Here is a 16,335-nt window from a genome sequence, read left to right as displayed (position 1 = left end):
TCTAATTTGCAATGGGTTAAAAACAAAGCTGAAAATAACATAATTAGCAAAAAATAGTGTTTATTCATAGTTTATAAATTTAAATTTCTCGGTCAAACATAGATAATTTTTTTAACTCTTGCAATTGAAATAATAAATTTAAATTGGTTTGTAAAATATTTTCTGGTTTTAGAACGTTAATTGTTTTGCTTTTTTTCTATACTTTTACGATAAATTTTTTTAGTTTGAAACTAAGTGTAGTTATAGTCAATTACAACGTTAAGTTTTTTTTGTCGCAATGCCTCCATTCGCTAAAATTGGCCATTGATAATTTGGGGCAACCGGTTGAGGTTTTTGTTGTTGATAATCATTCGGTTGATGGTTCCTGTTACTTAATAAAAGAACAATTTCCATGGGTTAAACTAATAGAAAATAAAACCAATGTTGGTTTTTCTAAAGCAAACAATCAAGCCATTAGTCAAGCAAAAGGCGAATATATTTTACTTTTAAATCCCGATACCGTTTTAGAACAAGACACTTTATCAAAAGTAATTACTTTTATGGACAATCGTCTCGACGCAGGAGGTTTAGGCGTTAGGATGATTGATGGCAAAGGCAATTTTCTACCCGAATCGAAGCGTGGGCTTCCTACACCTAAAGTTGCATTTTTTAAAATTACTGGCTTATCTAAACTATTTCCAAAATCGCCTTTTTTTAATCAATATCACTTAGGATATTTAGACGAATTTTCTATCCATGAAGTCGATGTTTTATCGGGTGCATTTATGTTATTACGAAAAAGTGTTCTTAATAGTATTGGCTTACTCGACGAAACTTTTTTTATGTATGGCGAAGATGTTGATTTATCTTTCCGCATAAAACAAGCAGGTTATAAGAATTATTATTTCCCCGGAACAACAATTATTCATTACAAAGGCGAAAGCACAAAAAAAGGAAGTATTAATTATGTACGTATGTTTTATTCGGCAATGGCCATTTTTGCAAATAAACACTTTCGCTCAAACCAAAGCATTATTATGTCGTTTTTTATTCAAATAGCGATTTGGCTTCGAGCTTTTTTATCATTGCTAAAACGTGTCATTATACTAATTGCAATACCACTGTTTGATTTTATTTTCTTTTTTGGATTGCTGTATGCTATTACACAAATTTGGGAACAGATTAAATATGGCAACGAGGGTGTATATCCCGAAAAGTTTATATTATATGTTTTACCTGTATATTCTCTGTTGTTAGTCTTTGCTTTATATTACTCTGGCTTGTATGCTCAACGACCTCGTTGGTCGAGTCTTTTTAAAGGATTAACCTTAGGTAGTCTATTGCTATTAAGCCTTTATGCACTTTTAAGTGAAGATTTAAGATATTCAAGAGCTATTGTACTTTTGGGAATTATGGGTTCGTTTACCCTATTCCCGGCAATCCGATGGTTATTAAAACATAGCCGTATTCCACTTTTTTATATCGGACAAAATATACGAAAAAGAGCTGTAATAATTGGAAGCAAAGACGAGTATATTCGAACATCATCTTTGCTAAAAAATTCGTTATCGTACGATACCATCCTTTGGGTAAGTCCAAATAATGAAAAAAGCAGTGAAATAGTTGGAAATTTAAATGACTTGCCTGAAGTTATTCGCATACATAAAATAAACGAAATTGTTTTTTGTTCTAAAGATATATCACCTAAAAATATAATTGAACAGATGGCGTATTTTGCTAGCCATAATCTCGACTTTAAAATTGTAGGCGATGCTATCATTGGCAGCAAAACAGTCTTTTCAGAAGAACCTACTTTCGATATTTATATTAATTCTATTTCGCAACCTATAAATAAGCGAAATAAACGTTTGCTCGATATTACAATTGGTTTATTTTTCTTGCTGTTTTTACCAATTTTTATCTTTTTCATTAAGCAAAAAGCCGGTTTTGTTAAAAATATTTTTGCCGTTTTATTAGGCTTAAAAACATGGGTCGGTTATGCCCAACCACAAAGCAATATACTTCCACAAATTAAGAAATCGGTACTCCCCATAAGTTTTGATGCCAACAAAGCCGAAGAATATAATTTTATGTACGCAAAAGATTACAAAATAATTAACGACTTAATTTTTATTTATAAAAACCTCAAATTGCTCGGTTATAATAACTAAATTATTGATATTTAAACTATTCATTTATTTTCCATGCTAAAACAGTTATATCATCAGTTTGAGGATAATTTCCTTTCCAATCTAAGAGTTTTCGTCTCAAAAAATTGCATTGCTCAGTAATTGGTAAAGTGGCCGTTTCTAGTAGCAATTCTTTAAAACGTTTGCGCATAAGTTTTTTACCCTCTTGTCCTCCAAATTGGTCAGAAAATCCATCGGTTGATAAATAAAGCATATCACCGTCTTCAAGTAAATAGGTTTGTTGACTAAATGGCTTCATAAGGGTATGAAAACCCACTGGCATTTTGTCTGGAATGAGTTCAATAAGTTGATGGGTTACAAATGAAGAATTTTTATTTGTCTTAACTATGTAAAGAGGATTATTGGCTCCCGAAAAGTATAAAATTTTTTTGCTTCTATCCACTGCTATAAGAACAATGTCGAGTCCATCTTTCATTTTATCCGAATTTTCGCTCTTTCCAAACGATTTTATAATGTGCGATCTAAGCAAATCTAAAATTTCGTTGGTTTGCAATTGCTCTTTCGAATGCATCAACTCGTTCAGGTAAGAAATGGCCATCATACTCATCAAAGATCCAGGAACCCCATGCCCAGTACAATCGGCAACAGCCAAGTAAATAAAATTGTTTTTAGAAAAAGACCAATAAAAGTCGCCACTAACAATATCACGCGGCAAATAAAGAACAAAATAATTTTTAAGTAATTGATTTAAATGATTTTCTCCAGGTAAAGTTGCTTTTTGTATATTTTCGGCATAATAAATACTATCTTTTAATGCTTTATGATAAGCTTCAATTTGAGCTTTTTGTTGCATTACTATGTCGCGTTGGCTTGCTATTTCGTCGCGTTGAATAGCGATTTCTTCTTTTTGTTTGGTAATTTGATGATTTTTAATGGTTAGTTTTCGGTTGGCAATTTGATTAAGACGAAGAAAATATACAACAACAAACAACAACACACCTACTAAAATAAGACCTATTATGACCGAAACAATAATGGTTCGTTGTTTTTCATTAGTTGCTTGTTGAGCTTCGAGCGTTTTTTGGCTTAATGCTTTTTGTGCATTAAACTTTTCAATTATGTATCGTTGTTTCTCGTTTTTATACAATGCCTCTGCTTGTGCCAAAGCTTTGGTTTTATCTTCAGAAAAAAGACTGTCTTTGGTTGCTATGTATATTTTTGCATATTCATATGCCTTTAATTTATTATTTAACCGTTCATATATTTTCATCAACGAATAACTAATTGCATTTATGTAATAATTATTATATGCTAATTTTAAAGCCTTATTACAATAATCTTTTGCTAAAAATAGGAGTTCTTGATTTTTGATTGTTAGAGAATCGTATTTAGCAATAAGACATTCGGAAATATTCACATAATTTAATAACAATCCCTCGCTATCTTTTTTCAATTCATACAATCTTATGGCTTTTGTGTAATAAACAATAGCTGAATCGTAATGATTTTGTTCGTATTGTATTACTCCTAAATTGGTATAGCAAGAAGCTTGTCTTGCCATATCTTCAAACTGTTTGTAAATATTCAACGCTTGATTCAACAACGAAGTTGCTATACCATATTTTTTTTGATTTTTATATGTAATACCTAAATTATTGTATCCTTGAGCCACTAAATAATCGTTATTAAGCTCTTTATATAGTTTTATTGCTTTCAAATAATAACTTTGAGCTTTTTTGTTTTCGTATTGATAATTATGAATATTGGCAATATTATTATAAAGATTGGCGCATCCTTTTTTGTCTTGTATTTGTTCGCTTAAATAAAGTGCTTTGTAATAATATTCTAATGCCTTTTCGTATAAAGCCCTGTTTTGATAAAAAACGCCTATGTTAGAATAACAGGCTGATTCGCCTTTTTTATTCTTCGTTATCCTCTCAAACAGTAGCGAACGATTAAGTAATTCTACTATAGGTCCTTTTTTATTGTTGTTTAACAGTACAATAGCCCTATAACGAAGCGCTTTAGCATGTAAGTTGGCAAAAGTTTTAGCAACAGATGAGCTTAATAGCTTAACTTTTAATAAATTTTTCCACGAAAGTTTTTCGGCTTGCTGATAAAAATAAATTGCACTGTCAGGAATTTGATTTTCATATAAGTCACCAATTTCAAGTAGATATTGACATCGAGTAGTATCATGCGAAGCATTGTGAACTAATTGAGTTAAGGAATCAAGCACAGATTGTGCTTTAGCGGGAATTATCGAAAGTAGAAAAAAATAAAAGAGGTATTTAATTTTCATCTTCAGATATTTCGTCAAAGCTTTCTACGTTGGTTGTATCTAAAATGTTTTTTGCTTCTTCTTCGGGCAGTTCTGTAACATCTCTTAGTTTTTGTTGTATCTTATTGGTTCGTGTGGTTACTAATTTTTCTATTTCTTCGCCAGCTTTTTCAATGTTTTTCTTAGCTTTTATAAGTACATCTTTGTAATTTCCGAACTCAGTTTTTACGGCTTGAAGCACTTTCCATACTTCGCTACTGCGCTTTTCTATAGCTAAAGTTCTAAATCCCATTTGTAGGCTATTTAAAAGGGCAGCTAATGTAGTTGGTCCTGCAATAATGATTTTATAAGTGCGATTCAATTCTTCGATAAGCCCTACTTGACGAACTACCTCGGCATAAAGCCCTTCGGTCGGCAAGAACAAAATGCCAAAATCAGTGGTATTAGGAGGTTCTATATATTTGTCGTGTATGTCTTTTGCCGATTTGCGTATAGCGTTCTGCAAGCGTATGGTATAGTTTTTTATTTCGTCGGTATTGGCGTTTTCGTAAGCATCTACTAAATGTATGTAATCTTCGTTGGGAAATTTTGAGTCAATTGGGAGGTATACGGGTTTACCATTTTCGTCTTTGCCGGGCAGAACAATAGCAAATTCAACATATTCGGTCGAATTTTGTTTGGTTTTAACATTTTTCTGGTATTGACCGGGCGATAATATGTTTTCCAAAATAGATGCCAATTGTATTTCGCCAATTACACCACGCTGTTTTACATTCGTAAGAACCTTTTTGAGGTCACCTACATCCGAAGCAAGGCTTTGCATTTCGCCAAGCCCTTTATGAACTTGCTCTAAGCGATTGCTCACCAATTTAAACGATTCACTCAAGCGTTTTTCGAGTGTGGTTTGGAGTTTTTCATCCACTGTTGCACGCATTTCGTCGAGTTTCTTTGTGTTTTCTTGTTGAATACTTTCAAGTTTCTTTTCTACTACTTCGCGTATTTTATCGAGCTTTTGTTCGGTTTCTTGTTTTAATTGCTCTTGCTTAAGACTAAGGTCGCTGAATTTTTGAATCTGGATATCGTTGAAGTCTTTAACACTTTGATTAAAGCTCTCTTGAAATACTTTTAAACTTCGGGTTAAATCTTCTTTATTTTCTTTGAGTTGAACATTCATTTGTTCTTGAAACGATTTAAATCGTTCGTTGAAAATGTCGCTAAGTTCTTTTATGCGATTTGAAAATTGTTCAAATTGTTCCTTCTGGGTATTATTCATGTTGCCAACCGATTTGGTAAGCAAATCACTAAAGTTGGTTAGTGTTTGAGATAATTCCGTGCGATTGTCTTTGAATGACTTTTGAGATTCCTCGCGATTACGAGTAAATTCATCGCGTATCAGGTTTTCTAACCGTTGCAAATCTTTATCTAACATTTCAAGTTTAGAGGTAATTTCAGGTTGTTGTTGTTCTTTTTTAGTAAATATTAATACAATGATTATCAACAACAAAACAATAACAATGGTCAATAAAATGTACATAACAACTTTTTTCTCAAATCTACAAAAAATTTAATTATACTTATTTGTTTTTGCAAATTCATTTCTGCTTTTAAATATAGCTTTAAACGGCAATGCCATAAAACAAAAGCTTGTTTTTAAAATTTAAATTCTTTTTAGGCAGAATAAAAAAATAGCAATGTTTTTTGTCCATTGCTATTTTCTATACTTTTTTGCTGAAATACTAAGCAATAACAGCGTTACGGTCTATTTTCTTAATCAATCCTTGCAAAACTTGTCCAGGTCCAACTTCAGTAAAACTGGTAGCACCGTCTTTAATCATGTTTTGTATGGTTTGGGTCCAGCGAACAGGTGCGGTTAGCTGAGCTATTAAGTTTGCTTTTATTTTTTCGGGTTGAGTTTCAGGTAGGGCTGTAACATTTTGATAAATAGGGCAAATTGGAACCTTTATATTTGTTTTTTCAATAGCAGCAGCCAATTCAACACGTGCAGGTTCCATTAGAGGAGAATGGAAAGCACCACCAACAACCAACTTTAAAGCACGTTTAGCTCCACGTTGTTGTAATGCAGCAATGGCTTTGTCGATACCCGATATGCTGCCAGAAATTACTAATTGTCCAGGACTATTATAATTAGCTGGTACAACAACGTCATCTATTGAAGCACAAACTTCTTCAACAACAGCATCATCCATACCGAGAATAGCAGCCATTGTTGAAGGTTCTTTTTCGCACGCTTTTTGCATAGCCATAGCACGAGCAGCTACCAATTGTAATCCATCTTCAAAAGTCATGGCATCGGCTGCAACCAATGCAGAAAATTCTCCTAAAGAATGACCCGCCACCATTTCGGGTTTAAACGCATCGCCCATGGTTTTAGCTAATATGACCGAATGCAAAAAAATTGCAGGCTGAGTAACTTTAGTTTGCTTTAATTCTTCTTCGGTACCGTTAAACATAATATCGGTAATGCGAAAACCAAGAATTTCATTCGCCTTTTCGAACAGTTCTTTGGCTAAAGAATGATTTTCATATAAATCTTTACCCATTCCAGGAAATTGTGCACCTTGACCAGGAAATACATAAGCTTTCATATAAAATACTTTTTAAAAATTGACACAAATGTACATTAAATATTTCATATCAAAATTTGCATTTATAGATTTCAAACATTGTTATACAAAAACTTTTCAACATGGGAAACCTAATAACCCATTTTAGTGTCATATTAAAAAATGAAAATTTTCAGTAATTTTACTGCAACTTTAAAAGTTAAAACAATGGCAGAGTGGCACACTTTGTATGTGCGTTCGAGATTTGAAAAAAAAGTATTTACAGCTCTAACCGAAAAAGGAATAGAAGCTTATTTGCCATTGCAAAAAACACTTCGCCAATGGAAAGACCGTAAAAAATGGGTACAAGAGCCTCTATTTCGTTCCTATTGTTTTGTTCGTGTTACCCCTAAGACTTATCATGAGTGTCTTTTCATATCCGGAGTTGTTAAATATGTTTGGTTCGATGGCAAACCTGCCATTATAAGTCCCGAAGAAATGGATATGATCAAGGCTATTACAAGTTCTTCGTACTCTTTTAACTCTTACCCCACTCCTATCGAAATTGGTCAAAAAGTAAAAGTTACAAAAGGCATTTTTTCGGGCTACGAAGGCGAAGTAATTGAGTTGAAAGGTAAGCACAAGGTTTTATTTAGGATTACCGAACTACCTGTTTCGTTGGTGGTTCAAATACCTAAAAATTACCTGCAAGTGCTTTAATATAAAATAGATACAGTGCCCAAGTAGGTTACAAACATGTAACTGAAAGGGCGGAGCTTTAAATAAAAGTGAATGGAAAAACACGAAAAAATATATGTCGCCGGACACCGTGGCATGGTTGGAAGTGCTATTGTCAGAAAATTACAAGCATTAGGTTATAATAATATCATTACCGCAAGCCATCAAGAACTTGATTTGCTTCAACAACAACAAGTTGAGCGTTTTTTTAAAACCCAAAAGCCCGACTATGTTTTTGTTGCAGCGGCTAAAGTTGGAGGCATTTTAGCCAATAATACTTACAAAGCTCAATTCTTATACGAAAATTTAATGATAGCTGCCAATACCATACATGCAGCTTATCTTGCGGGAGTTAAAAAGTTAATGTTTCTCGGCTCTTCGTGCATTTATCCTAAATTTGCCCCGCAACCTATGAAAGAAGAATACCTACTCACCGGCGAACTCGAACCCACCAACGAAGGATATGCCATTGCCAAAATAGCCGGACTAAAATTGTGCGACACATATCGTTATCAATATGGTTGCGACTTTATTAGTGTTATGCCTACTAACTTATACGGTTTAAACGACAATTATCATCCCGAAAACTCGCATGTTTTGCCGGCACTTATACGTCGCTTTCACGAAGCTAAAATAAAGCAAGCCCCCGAAGTTGTGGTTTGGGGCACCGGTTCGCCCAAGCGTGAGTTTCTTTTTGCCGACGATTTAGCCGATGCCTGTGTATTTCTAATGCAAAATTATAGTGATTACGGTTGGGTAAATATTGGTAGCGGCGAAGAAGTTAGCATTGCCGAACTCGCACAATTGGTTAAAGAAGTTGTGGGCTATCAAGGTAAACTCACCTTCGATACAACTAAACCCGACGGCACTCCCCGTAAGCTTTTAGATGTATCTAAGCTTCATAGCTTGGGGTGGAGACACAAAACTCCATTGCGTCAAGGAATTGCCATCGCATACAACGATTTTTTAGCCCAAAAACATGAATAATATTGCCATTATACCAGCAAGAGGAGGAAGTAAACGCATCCCTCGAAAAAACATTAAACCTTTTCTGGGTAAACCCATTATCGCCTATTCCATTGAGGCGGCTCAACAAACAGGTCTATTCACAGAAATCATGGTCTCGACCGATGATACCGAAATTGCACAAATAGCAAAGCAATATGGTGCTCAAGTGCCTTTCTTTCGATCACCCCAAACGGCTAACGATTATGCCAATATTGGCGATGTAGTTGAAGAGGTGCTAATCACTTACAAAAATAAGGGAATTACATTCGATAATGTATGCTGTATATTGGCAACCGCTCCGTTTATAAATGCTAAACGCATAAAAGAAGCATACGATTTAATGCTCCATCAATCGTTTGAAGCGGTTTTCCCTATTGTACGTTTTTCGTACCCCATCCAGCGTGCACTAAAACTATCTAATGGCAAAGTTTCGATGTTTCAGCCCGAGAACTTCACTAAACGCTCGCAAGACCTTGAACCAGCCTACCACGATAGCGGACAATTTTACTGGATGCGTGTATCCGAGTTCATGAAACAAAAACGCTTCTTTGCACAAAACGCCGGAGCCATTATCCTCCCCGAAAGCGAAGTGCAAGACATCGACACCGAAGAAGACTGGAAAATAGCTGAAATGAAATATAGAATTTTAAAAAATGGATAAAAATATTGATATAATAAAGAACGATTTTGGTTTTTTTGAAGTAAAAAATAAACCAACAAAAGAAGATTTGAATAATTATTATAAAAATAAATATTATCAATTTGATAAAGGTAATTATCAAAAAAAATATTCTAATGAAGAAATGAATTATATAAACAATAGTATCGAATTAAAATTGCATGCTATTAAAAAAATTGTTAATCTACCTCAAAAATTTTCTTTATTAGATGTTGGGTGTGGAGAAGGATGGGTACTAAACTATTTTAGCCAATTAAGTCAAAATATAATAGGGATTGATTTTTCAATATCTGGAATAAAAAATCATAATAAGCATTGTGAAAAGTTTTTCATTGAAGGAGACATTGAGGAAATTATTGCTAACTTTAAGAAAAAAAACAGAACTTTTGATATTATTTGGCTTGATAATGTATTAGAACATGTATTATCACCAGTAGATCTTTTAAATAATTTATATTCATTAAGCCATAAAAACACTATTTTAGTAATTGAAGTGCCCAACGATTTTTCAATACTTCAAAATTATGCCTATGAAAATAAATTTATTGATTCTCAATTTTGGATTGTATATCCCGATCATCTTTCGTATTTTAATAAGGAAGGATTAATTAATATTACTAATTATTGTAACTGGTCAAAAGAATTACTCATAAGTGATTTCCCTATTGATTTTAATTTGCTAAACAATACCTCAAATTATATATCTGATAAAACTAAAGGTAAGGACGCTCATTTGCAAAGAATATTGATACAAAATTTAATGTTTAACACAAAAAACATGGATTCTATTATACAATTTTATTCTTCATTAGCGAACTTAGGATTAGGTAGGCAAATAATAGGTTTTTTTAAAGCTAAATAAAGATGGAATATATTTGTTTAAGTAGGTCTTATTATAATTTAAATGAATATTCTATTTCTCCTTATAGAGCAGAAGACATGTTTTTAATAATGAATTGGAGAAATGAACAAATTGCTGTATTAAGACAAAATAAATTACTTACTAAAGATGAACAAATACAATATTATCATAACTATATTGAACCCTCTTTTTCACAAATAACTCCAAAACAAATTTTATTTAGTTATTTATTAAAAGACACTTGCATTGGATATGGCGGGTTAACGAATTTAGACTGGGAAAATAAAAAAGCCGAATTATCTTTTTTATTAGAAACTCAAAGAACTAAAAATGATACAATCTATAAAAAAGATTTTTCAATATTTATTACTTTAATGAAAACAATTTGTTTTGAAGAACTTAACTTTAACAAATTATTTACAGAAACCTACGAATTTAGAAAATACCATATATCAATTCTTGAAGAAAATGGTTTTATTTATGAAGGAACTTTAAGACAAAATGTTTTATTCGAAAACAAGTTTATAAATTCACATATACATAGTATAATAAGTCAAGATTATGGAAAACACATTTAAAAACAAAAGAGTATTTATAAGTGGCGGTAATGGAGTTATTGGTAATGAATTAGTTAAAATTTTACACGGTCAAGATGCTATAATATTTGTTGGTGATCTTAAACCTCGCCCCATTGAATGGCCACAAAACATCATATATCGACAAGGAGATTTAAACTACATTACGAAAGAAGAATTAGAAGACTTTAAACCTGAAATTTTTTTTCATTTAGCTGCAACTTTTGAACGCTCAACCGAAACTTATAATTTTTGGGATGAAAATTTTCAACATAATATTAATTTAAGTCATCATTTAATGACTTTATTAAAACCCCTGGAATCATTAAAAAGAGTTGTATTTGCTTCTTCTTATTTAATTTATGAACCATCACTTTATCAGTTTAGAGAACCACAGCAAACTCCTTTTGAACTAAGCGAACAACACCCTATTAATCCAAGAAATTTAACTGGAATGGCTAAATTAGCTCACGAAATTGAATTGAACTTTTTATCTCAATTTCAAGAAACTAAATTTTCTACAGTCAGTGTTAGAATATTTAGAGGATATGGTAGAAATTCTCGCGATGTAATATCAAGATGGATTAGATCACTCATTAATAAAGAAACCATTTACTTGTATAAAAAAGAAGGTATTTTCGACTACATTTACGCAAAAGATACTGCAGAAGGGTTAGCTCGACTTGCATTATCAGATTATAATGGTATAGTAAACCTCGGAACCGGAAAATCACGTAAAGTTGAAGATATAATATCCATATTAAAAAATTATTTCCCTGATGCTCAAATTATTGAAAAAAATGAAAACATCCCTTTCGAAGCCTCACAAGCAAATATCTCAAAATTAGTTAAAATAACAAATTGGAAACCGAAATACACACTCGAAAAAAGCATTCCTGAAATAATTGAATTTGAAAAACAAAGAAATGGAATATACGATGAGTCTAAAACTCCTGTTTGCAATGTTTTAATAACTAGTATTTCAAAAAAAGTTCCGCTTGTTCAAAGTGTAAAAGACGCCACTCAAAAAATCAACAAATTAATAAAAGTATTTGGTGGTGATGTTGATAAAAATTGCATAGCAAAATATTTTGTTGATGATTTTTGGGAAATGCCCAAAATTGATACTCTTGGTATTGAAGAAGTTATAAACTATTGCAAACAAAATAATATTACTGCAATTATTCCTACCAGAGATGGAGAATTAGCCTACTGGAGTAAAAACAAAAACATTTTAAAAAATAATGGCATTAATGTAATGGTATCTGACTTTGAGACTGTTAATATTTGTATTGACAAATTAATGTTTTACAATATATTATCAAATAAGTATCCGATAATATTTACAACTGATAATATTAACAATTTAAAGAATCATAAAATTGTTGTAAAAGAACGTTATGGAGCAGGTTCTCAAAATATTGCAATAAATGTAAGTTTTGAAGACGCACTAAATCATTCAAAAAAACTAATTAACCCTATTTTTCAACCTTACATAGAAGGAGAAGAATTTAGTGTTGATGTTTACATATCTAATAAAAATATTTGTAAAGGTGTTGTTTTAAGGAAAAGAGATTTGATTGTTAATGGCGAATCGCAAATTACAACTACATTTAAAAACGAAGAAATCGAAACACTCTTCAAAAAATTAAGTTATGATTTGAATTTATTCGGTCATGCTGTTTATCAAGCAATTATTGACAAAAATAAAAATATTCATATAATTGAATGTAATTGTAGATTTGGTGGTGCTTCAACATTATCATTAGCAGTAGGTATAGATACATTTTATTGGTTTTTATTAGAATCAAATGGTGTTGATATAACTGAATACTATTCAAAAATTTCAAATGCAAAAGCTACACAAATAAGATATAACAAAGATTATATATTTTTTATGAAATAAATTTTGATCATAATAATATTTTATTGTAAATTTGCTACATCTTAAAAAAATAAAAGATGAAAGCACATATCGTAATTCTTACGAGACCAACCGAAAATGAATAAAACGAAAATTATAATATCAATATTATCAGCGACTTAAAAATTTTATACACATGAAAAAGAAATCATTACTAACTGTATTATTAGGAATTATTTTCAGTGTTTCCTTATTTTCTCAAGCAAATAATTATAATAGTAACATTTGGTATTTTGGTAAATATGCAGGTATTACTTTTAATACGGGGCATCCTGTTGCTATTTATGGTGGACAAACTAATACTATAGAAGGAGTTGCAACTATTTGCGATTTAAATGGAAATTTATTATTTTATACAGAAGGAACAACAATATGGAATCGCTTTCATCAAGTAATGCCCAATGGTTCAGGTTTATTGGGACATTATTCAGCAGCACAATCTTCAATTATTGTACCTGATTTAAACAATAATAATAAGTTTTATGTTTTTACTGTTGATGCTGTTGAAAATCATCTTCAAAACGGATTACGATATAGTGTGGTTGATATGACCTTAGATAATGGCAAGGGAGATGTTGTAAGTGGACAAAAAAACATTTTACTTCATGCACCTGTTGCAGAAAAAGTTACAGCTGTTTTAGATGGCTCAGAAAATGGATATTGGATATTAACTCACGAATGGAATACTGATGCATATTTAGCGTATCATTTAACAGCCTCCGGTTTAAATACGACACCCGTTATTAGTCATTCAGGAATAGTTCATTCTGGTGGAGCTTACCCTTCATATGCTTGGCATGATGGTTGGATGAATGCGGTTGGAGGCATGAAAGCAAATATGCAAGGTAATAAATTAGCTGTTGTTAGAATGAGAGCGCCCCTAGAATTATGTGATTTTAATCGTTATAGTGGAGTAGTTTCAAATTGCATTGAAGCTCCAGTTACATTTGACCAAAGTGCTCATGCTGAATTTTCTCCTAATCAAACAAAACTCTATCTTTCTACTGTATCATCAGCATTAGGAACAACCAATTACATTTATCAATTTGATTTATCCCAATCTAATTCATTCAATAATGTTCAAGTATTAACACATTTAACTGATGGCTGTGAACCTTCAGCTATTCAAGTTGGACCAGACGGTAATGTTTATGTTAGTGAATATAATCCAAATACAGATGTGCCTTACCTTTCAAAAATCGAAAATCCTGACATGGTCGTTCCTTATGCAACATATGTTAGAAATGCTGTACCTTTAACAAGCGATGCTTCAGCAAAAAGAGGTCTTCCGAATCTTTATTATTACAAAGGATTTCATTTTATTACTGGGATTAATGAAAATAATAATTCTGGCCAGCATATTGTTTTTACAAATCCCGAAAATAATAATTGTCTTTATTTAAAAAATCCATATCCCGAAAAGATAAATTTATTTATTACAGATATTACAGGAAAGTTTATTTTGAACACTGAACTCTATGCTTTTGAAGAAAAACAAGTTAATTTACCAGTTGAATTGAATGGAATTTATTTAGTCAAATCTATTCATAATAATACAACATCTGTTCAAAAAATCGCAGTGTATTAATGCTTTTAATCTTTGATTTAGACGATACGCTTTACGAAGAAATAACTTTCGTCAAAAGTGGTTTTAAAGCTGTAGCAAAATATTTAGCTAAAAAACATAACTTAGAAACAGATGAATTATTTAATAACTGCCTTAAAATACTAAATAAAGAAGGCAGAGGCCAAGTTTTTAACATCCTTCTAAAAGAATATAAGCTATACTCCAAAAAAGAAGTTTTTAACTGTATTAAAACATATAGATATCATAAACCTGATATAAAACTTTATGATGATGCTTTAAGATTTTTAAAAAAAAATTCTAAATCTAACATTTACGTTGTAACCGATGGAAATAAAGTTGTACAAAGAAATAAAGTTAAAGCTTTAAAATTAAATAAGTTCATAAAAAAAGCTTATCCAACAAGACAATTTGGCATTAAATACGAAAAACCTTCGCCTCATGTATTCTTAAAAATTGCAAATCTTGAAAAATTATGCCCATCTCAAATAATATATTTTGGAGATAATCCATACAAAGACTTTTGCGGAATAAAACCACTAGGATTTAAAACTATTCGAGTAAAAAGAGGTCAATTTTCTGAAATAGTTCTTGATAAAGATTATGAAGCACATTTGACTTTTAATAATTTTGATGAAATAAATATCGACATATTAAACAAACTTACTAATGCTTAACTTTCCTTTATCTAATGTATTTATCATTGCTGAGTTGTCGGCAAACCATAACCACAGCCTCGATGTAGCGTTGCAAACCATACGTGCTGCTGCTGAAGCAGGAGCCGATGCCATAAAATTGCAAACCTACACCCCCGATACCATTACTATTGATTGCGACAACGAATATTTTCGCCTGAATCATGGAACTATCTGGGACGGACAAACACTTTACAATCTATACAAACAAGCTTACACACCATGGGAATGGCACGAAAAACTCTTTGCCGAAGCTCAAAACTGCGGCTTATTATGCTTCTCGACACCTTTCGATTTCACGGCAGTCGATTTTCTGGAGCAATTTAATCCTCCCGCATACAAAATAGCATCGTTCGAGATATCCGACACTCCACTTATAGAAAAAGCTGCCAAATTAGGCAAACCCATGATCATATCAACCGGATTGGCTACCGAAGAAGATATCAGAGATGCCATAAATGCTTGTTACCGCGTAAACAATCACCAAATTGCACTCTTAAAATGCACCTCATCGTACCCCGCCCCCATCGATAAAGCCAACTTGCTCACCATACCCGACATGAAGCAACGTTTTGGATGCGAAGTAGGATTAAGCGACCACACCCTCGGCATTACTTCACCGGTGGTATCAGTAGCTTTGGGCGCACGTATTATCGAAAAACATTTTATCTTAGACAAATCCATTGGAGGTCCCGATGCGGCTTTCTCGCTCGATAAAGAAGAGTTCGCACTGATGGTAAAACACGTCCGCGAAGCCGAAAAAGCACTTGGGCAAGTAAGCTACGAGCTCGATGCCAAGGCTCAAGCGAGCAAAGAACTTGGGCGTTCGTTGTTTGTGGTTAAAGATATTCCGCAAGGGCAGGAACTTACACCCGAAAACATCCGCAGCATTCGTCCGGGGTATGGTATCTCGCCTAAATATTATTACGAAGTACTTGGTAAAAAAGCTAAAAGAGAGCTGAAAAGAGGCACACCCTTGAAATGGGAAGATATAGATTAATAAGCCTTTATTCAATGCTTGTCGAAGAATGTCTTCACGCATATACATTAATGATGTGTTAATAAATAGATTGGATGATGAATATTTATTACCCCTCACATCATTTCAATGGTTCTACAGAAAAAAAAATCGCAAAAACCCAAAAAAAGAAATGAGTTAAAAATAAAATGATAAAAAAATTTGACTACAGAACTAAAAATGCCAAAACAACTCATTCTAAAATGAAAATCAATTTGATGTTTGATTATAAATTCTTATATTGCGAACATTTTCGCAATGAATATTTTCGCAATTA

The 16,335-nt window shown here is 32.3% G+C and carries 13 protein-coding genes; 10 read left to right on the top strand and 3 right to left on the bottom strand.

Annotated features, from left to right (window positions below; translation table 11 throughout):
* Positions 1-224: 224 nt before the first annotated feature.
* Positions 225-2,150: a glycosyltransferase gene (locus HPY79_04700; GenBank protein NSW45095.1), complete on the top strand. Its 1,926-nt coding sequence runs from the start codon at positions 225-227 to the stop codon at positions 2,148-2,150.
* A 16-nt stretch (positions 2,151-2,166) separates the two neighbouring features.
* Here HPY79_04700 and HPY79_04695 read toward each other — a convergent pair whose 3' ends face one another.
* The 3 genes from HPY79_04695 to fabD form a co-directional block, all read right to left on the bottom strand.
* Entirely contained in the window at positions 2,167-4,431 is a 2,265-nt protein-coding gene (locus tag HPY79_04695; GenBank protein NSW45094.1) for a tetratricopeptide repeat protein, read from the bottom strand.
* Positions 4,421-5,944 (bottom strand): DNA recombination protein RmuC, encoded by a 1,524-nt coding sequence (gene rmuC, locus HPY79_04690; GenBank protein NSW45093.1) that lies wholly within the window; start codon positions 5,942-5,944, stop codon positions 4,421-4,423. The genes HPY79_04695 and rmuC overlap by 11 nt, the downstream gene beginning before the upstream one ends.
* Before the next feature lie 202 nt (positions 5,945-6,146).
* Positions 6,147-7,016 carry an ACP S-malonyltransferase gene (fabD, locus tag HPY79_04685; protein NSW45092.1) on the bottom strand — a complete coding sequence of 290 codons (870 nt, stop codon included), beginning with the start codon at positions 7,014-7,016 and terminating at the stop codon, positions 6,147-6,149.
* Positions 7,017-7,157: 141 nt separating this feature from the next.
* Between fabD and HPY79_04680 the strand changes: the two genes are divergently transcribed.
* The 9 genes from HPY79_04680 to pseI all read left to right on the top strand — a co-directional run bounded on the left by HPY79_04680 (position 7,158) and on the right by pseI (position 16,040).
* Complete coding sequence (locus HPY79_04680) at positions 7,158-7,694, top strand: UpxY family transcription antiterminator (GenBank protein ID NSW45091.1); 537 nt, start codon at positions 7,158-7,160, stop codon at positions 7,692-7,694.
* 72 nt (positions 7,695-7,766) lie between these two features.
* Positions 7,767-8,699 carry a GDP-L-fucose synthase gene (locus HPY79_04675; GenBank protein NSW45090.1) on the top strand — a complete coding sequence of 311 codons (933 nt, stop codon included), beginning with the start codon at positions 7,767-7,769 and terminating at the stop codon, positions 8,697-8,699.
* Positions 8,692-9,381 (top strand): pseudaminic acid cytidylyltransferase, encoded by a 690-nt coding sequence (gene pseF / locus HPY79_04670; GenBank protein ID NSW45089.1) that lies wholly within the window; start codon positions 8,692-8,694, stop codon positions 9,379-9,381. The genes HPY79_04675 and pseF overlap by 8 nt, the downstream gene beginning before the upstream one ends.
* Complete coding sequence (locus HPY79_04665) at positions 9,374-10,261, top strand: class I SAM-dependent methyltransferase (GenBank protein ID NSW45088.1); 888 nt, start codon at positions 9,374-9,376, stop codon at positions 10,259-10,261. The genes pseF and HPY79_04665 overlap by 8 nt, the downstream gene beginning before the upstream one ends.
* A 2-nt stretch (positions 10,262-10,263) precedes the next feature.
* Positions 10,264-10,839: a GNAT family N-acetyltransferase gene (locus HPY79_04660; protein ID NSW45087.1), complete on the top strand. Its 576-nt coding sequence runs from the start codon at positions 10,264-10,266 to the stop codon at positions 10,837-10,839.
* The gene (locus HPY79_04655) at positions 10,823-12,742 is read left to right on the top strand and encodes an ATP-grasp domain-containing protein (protein NSW45086.1); all 1,920 of its coding nucleotides are present in this window, start codon (positions 10,823-10,825) and stop codon (positions 12,740-12,742) included. The genes HPY79_04660 and HPY79_04655 overlap by 17 nt, the downstream gene beginning before the upstream one ends.
* A gap of 154 nt (positions 12,743-12,896) precedes the next feature.
* Positions 12,897-14,348, top strand: a complete 1,452-nt coding sequence (locus HPY79_04650) for a T9SS type A sorting domain-containing protein (GenBank protein NSW45085.1) — start codon at positions 12,897-12,899, stop codon at positions 14,346-14,348.
* A complete protein-coding gene (locus HPY79_04645) occupies positions 14,348-15,022 on the top strand; it encodes an HAD hydrolase-like protein (GenBank protein NSW45084.1) in 675 nt (224 codons plus the stop codon). The genes HPY79_04650 and HPY79_04645 overlap by 1 nt, the downstream gene beginning before the upstream one ends.
* Positions 15,015-16,040, top strand: coding sequence for a pseudaminic acid synthase (gene pseI, locus HPY79_04640; protein NSW45083.1), 1,026 nt, complete (start codon positions 15,015-15,017; stop codon positions 16,038-16,040). The genes HPY79_04645 and pseI overlap by 8 nt, the downstream gene beginning before the upstream one ends.
* The last annotated feature ends 295 nt before the right edge of the window (positions 16,041-16,335 follow it).

It is taken from the genome of Bacteroidales bacterium, from assembly GCA_013314715.1.
GTDB lineage: Bacteria > Bacteroidota > Bacteroidia > Bacteroidales > GWA2-32-17 > Ch61.
This window is presented reverse-complemented; position numbering and strand designations above follow the sequence as displayed.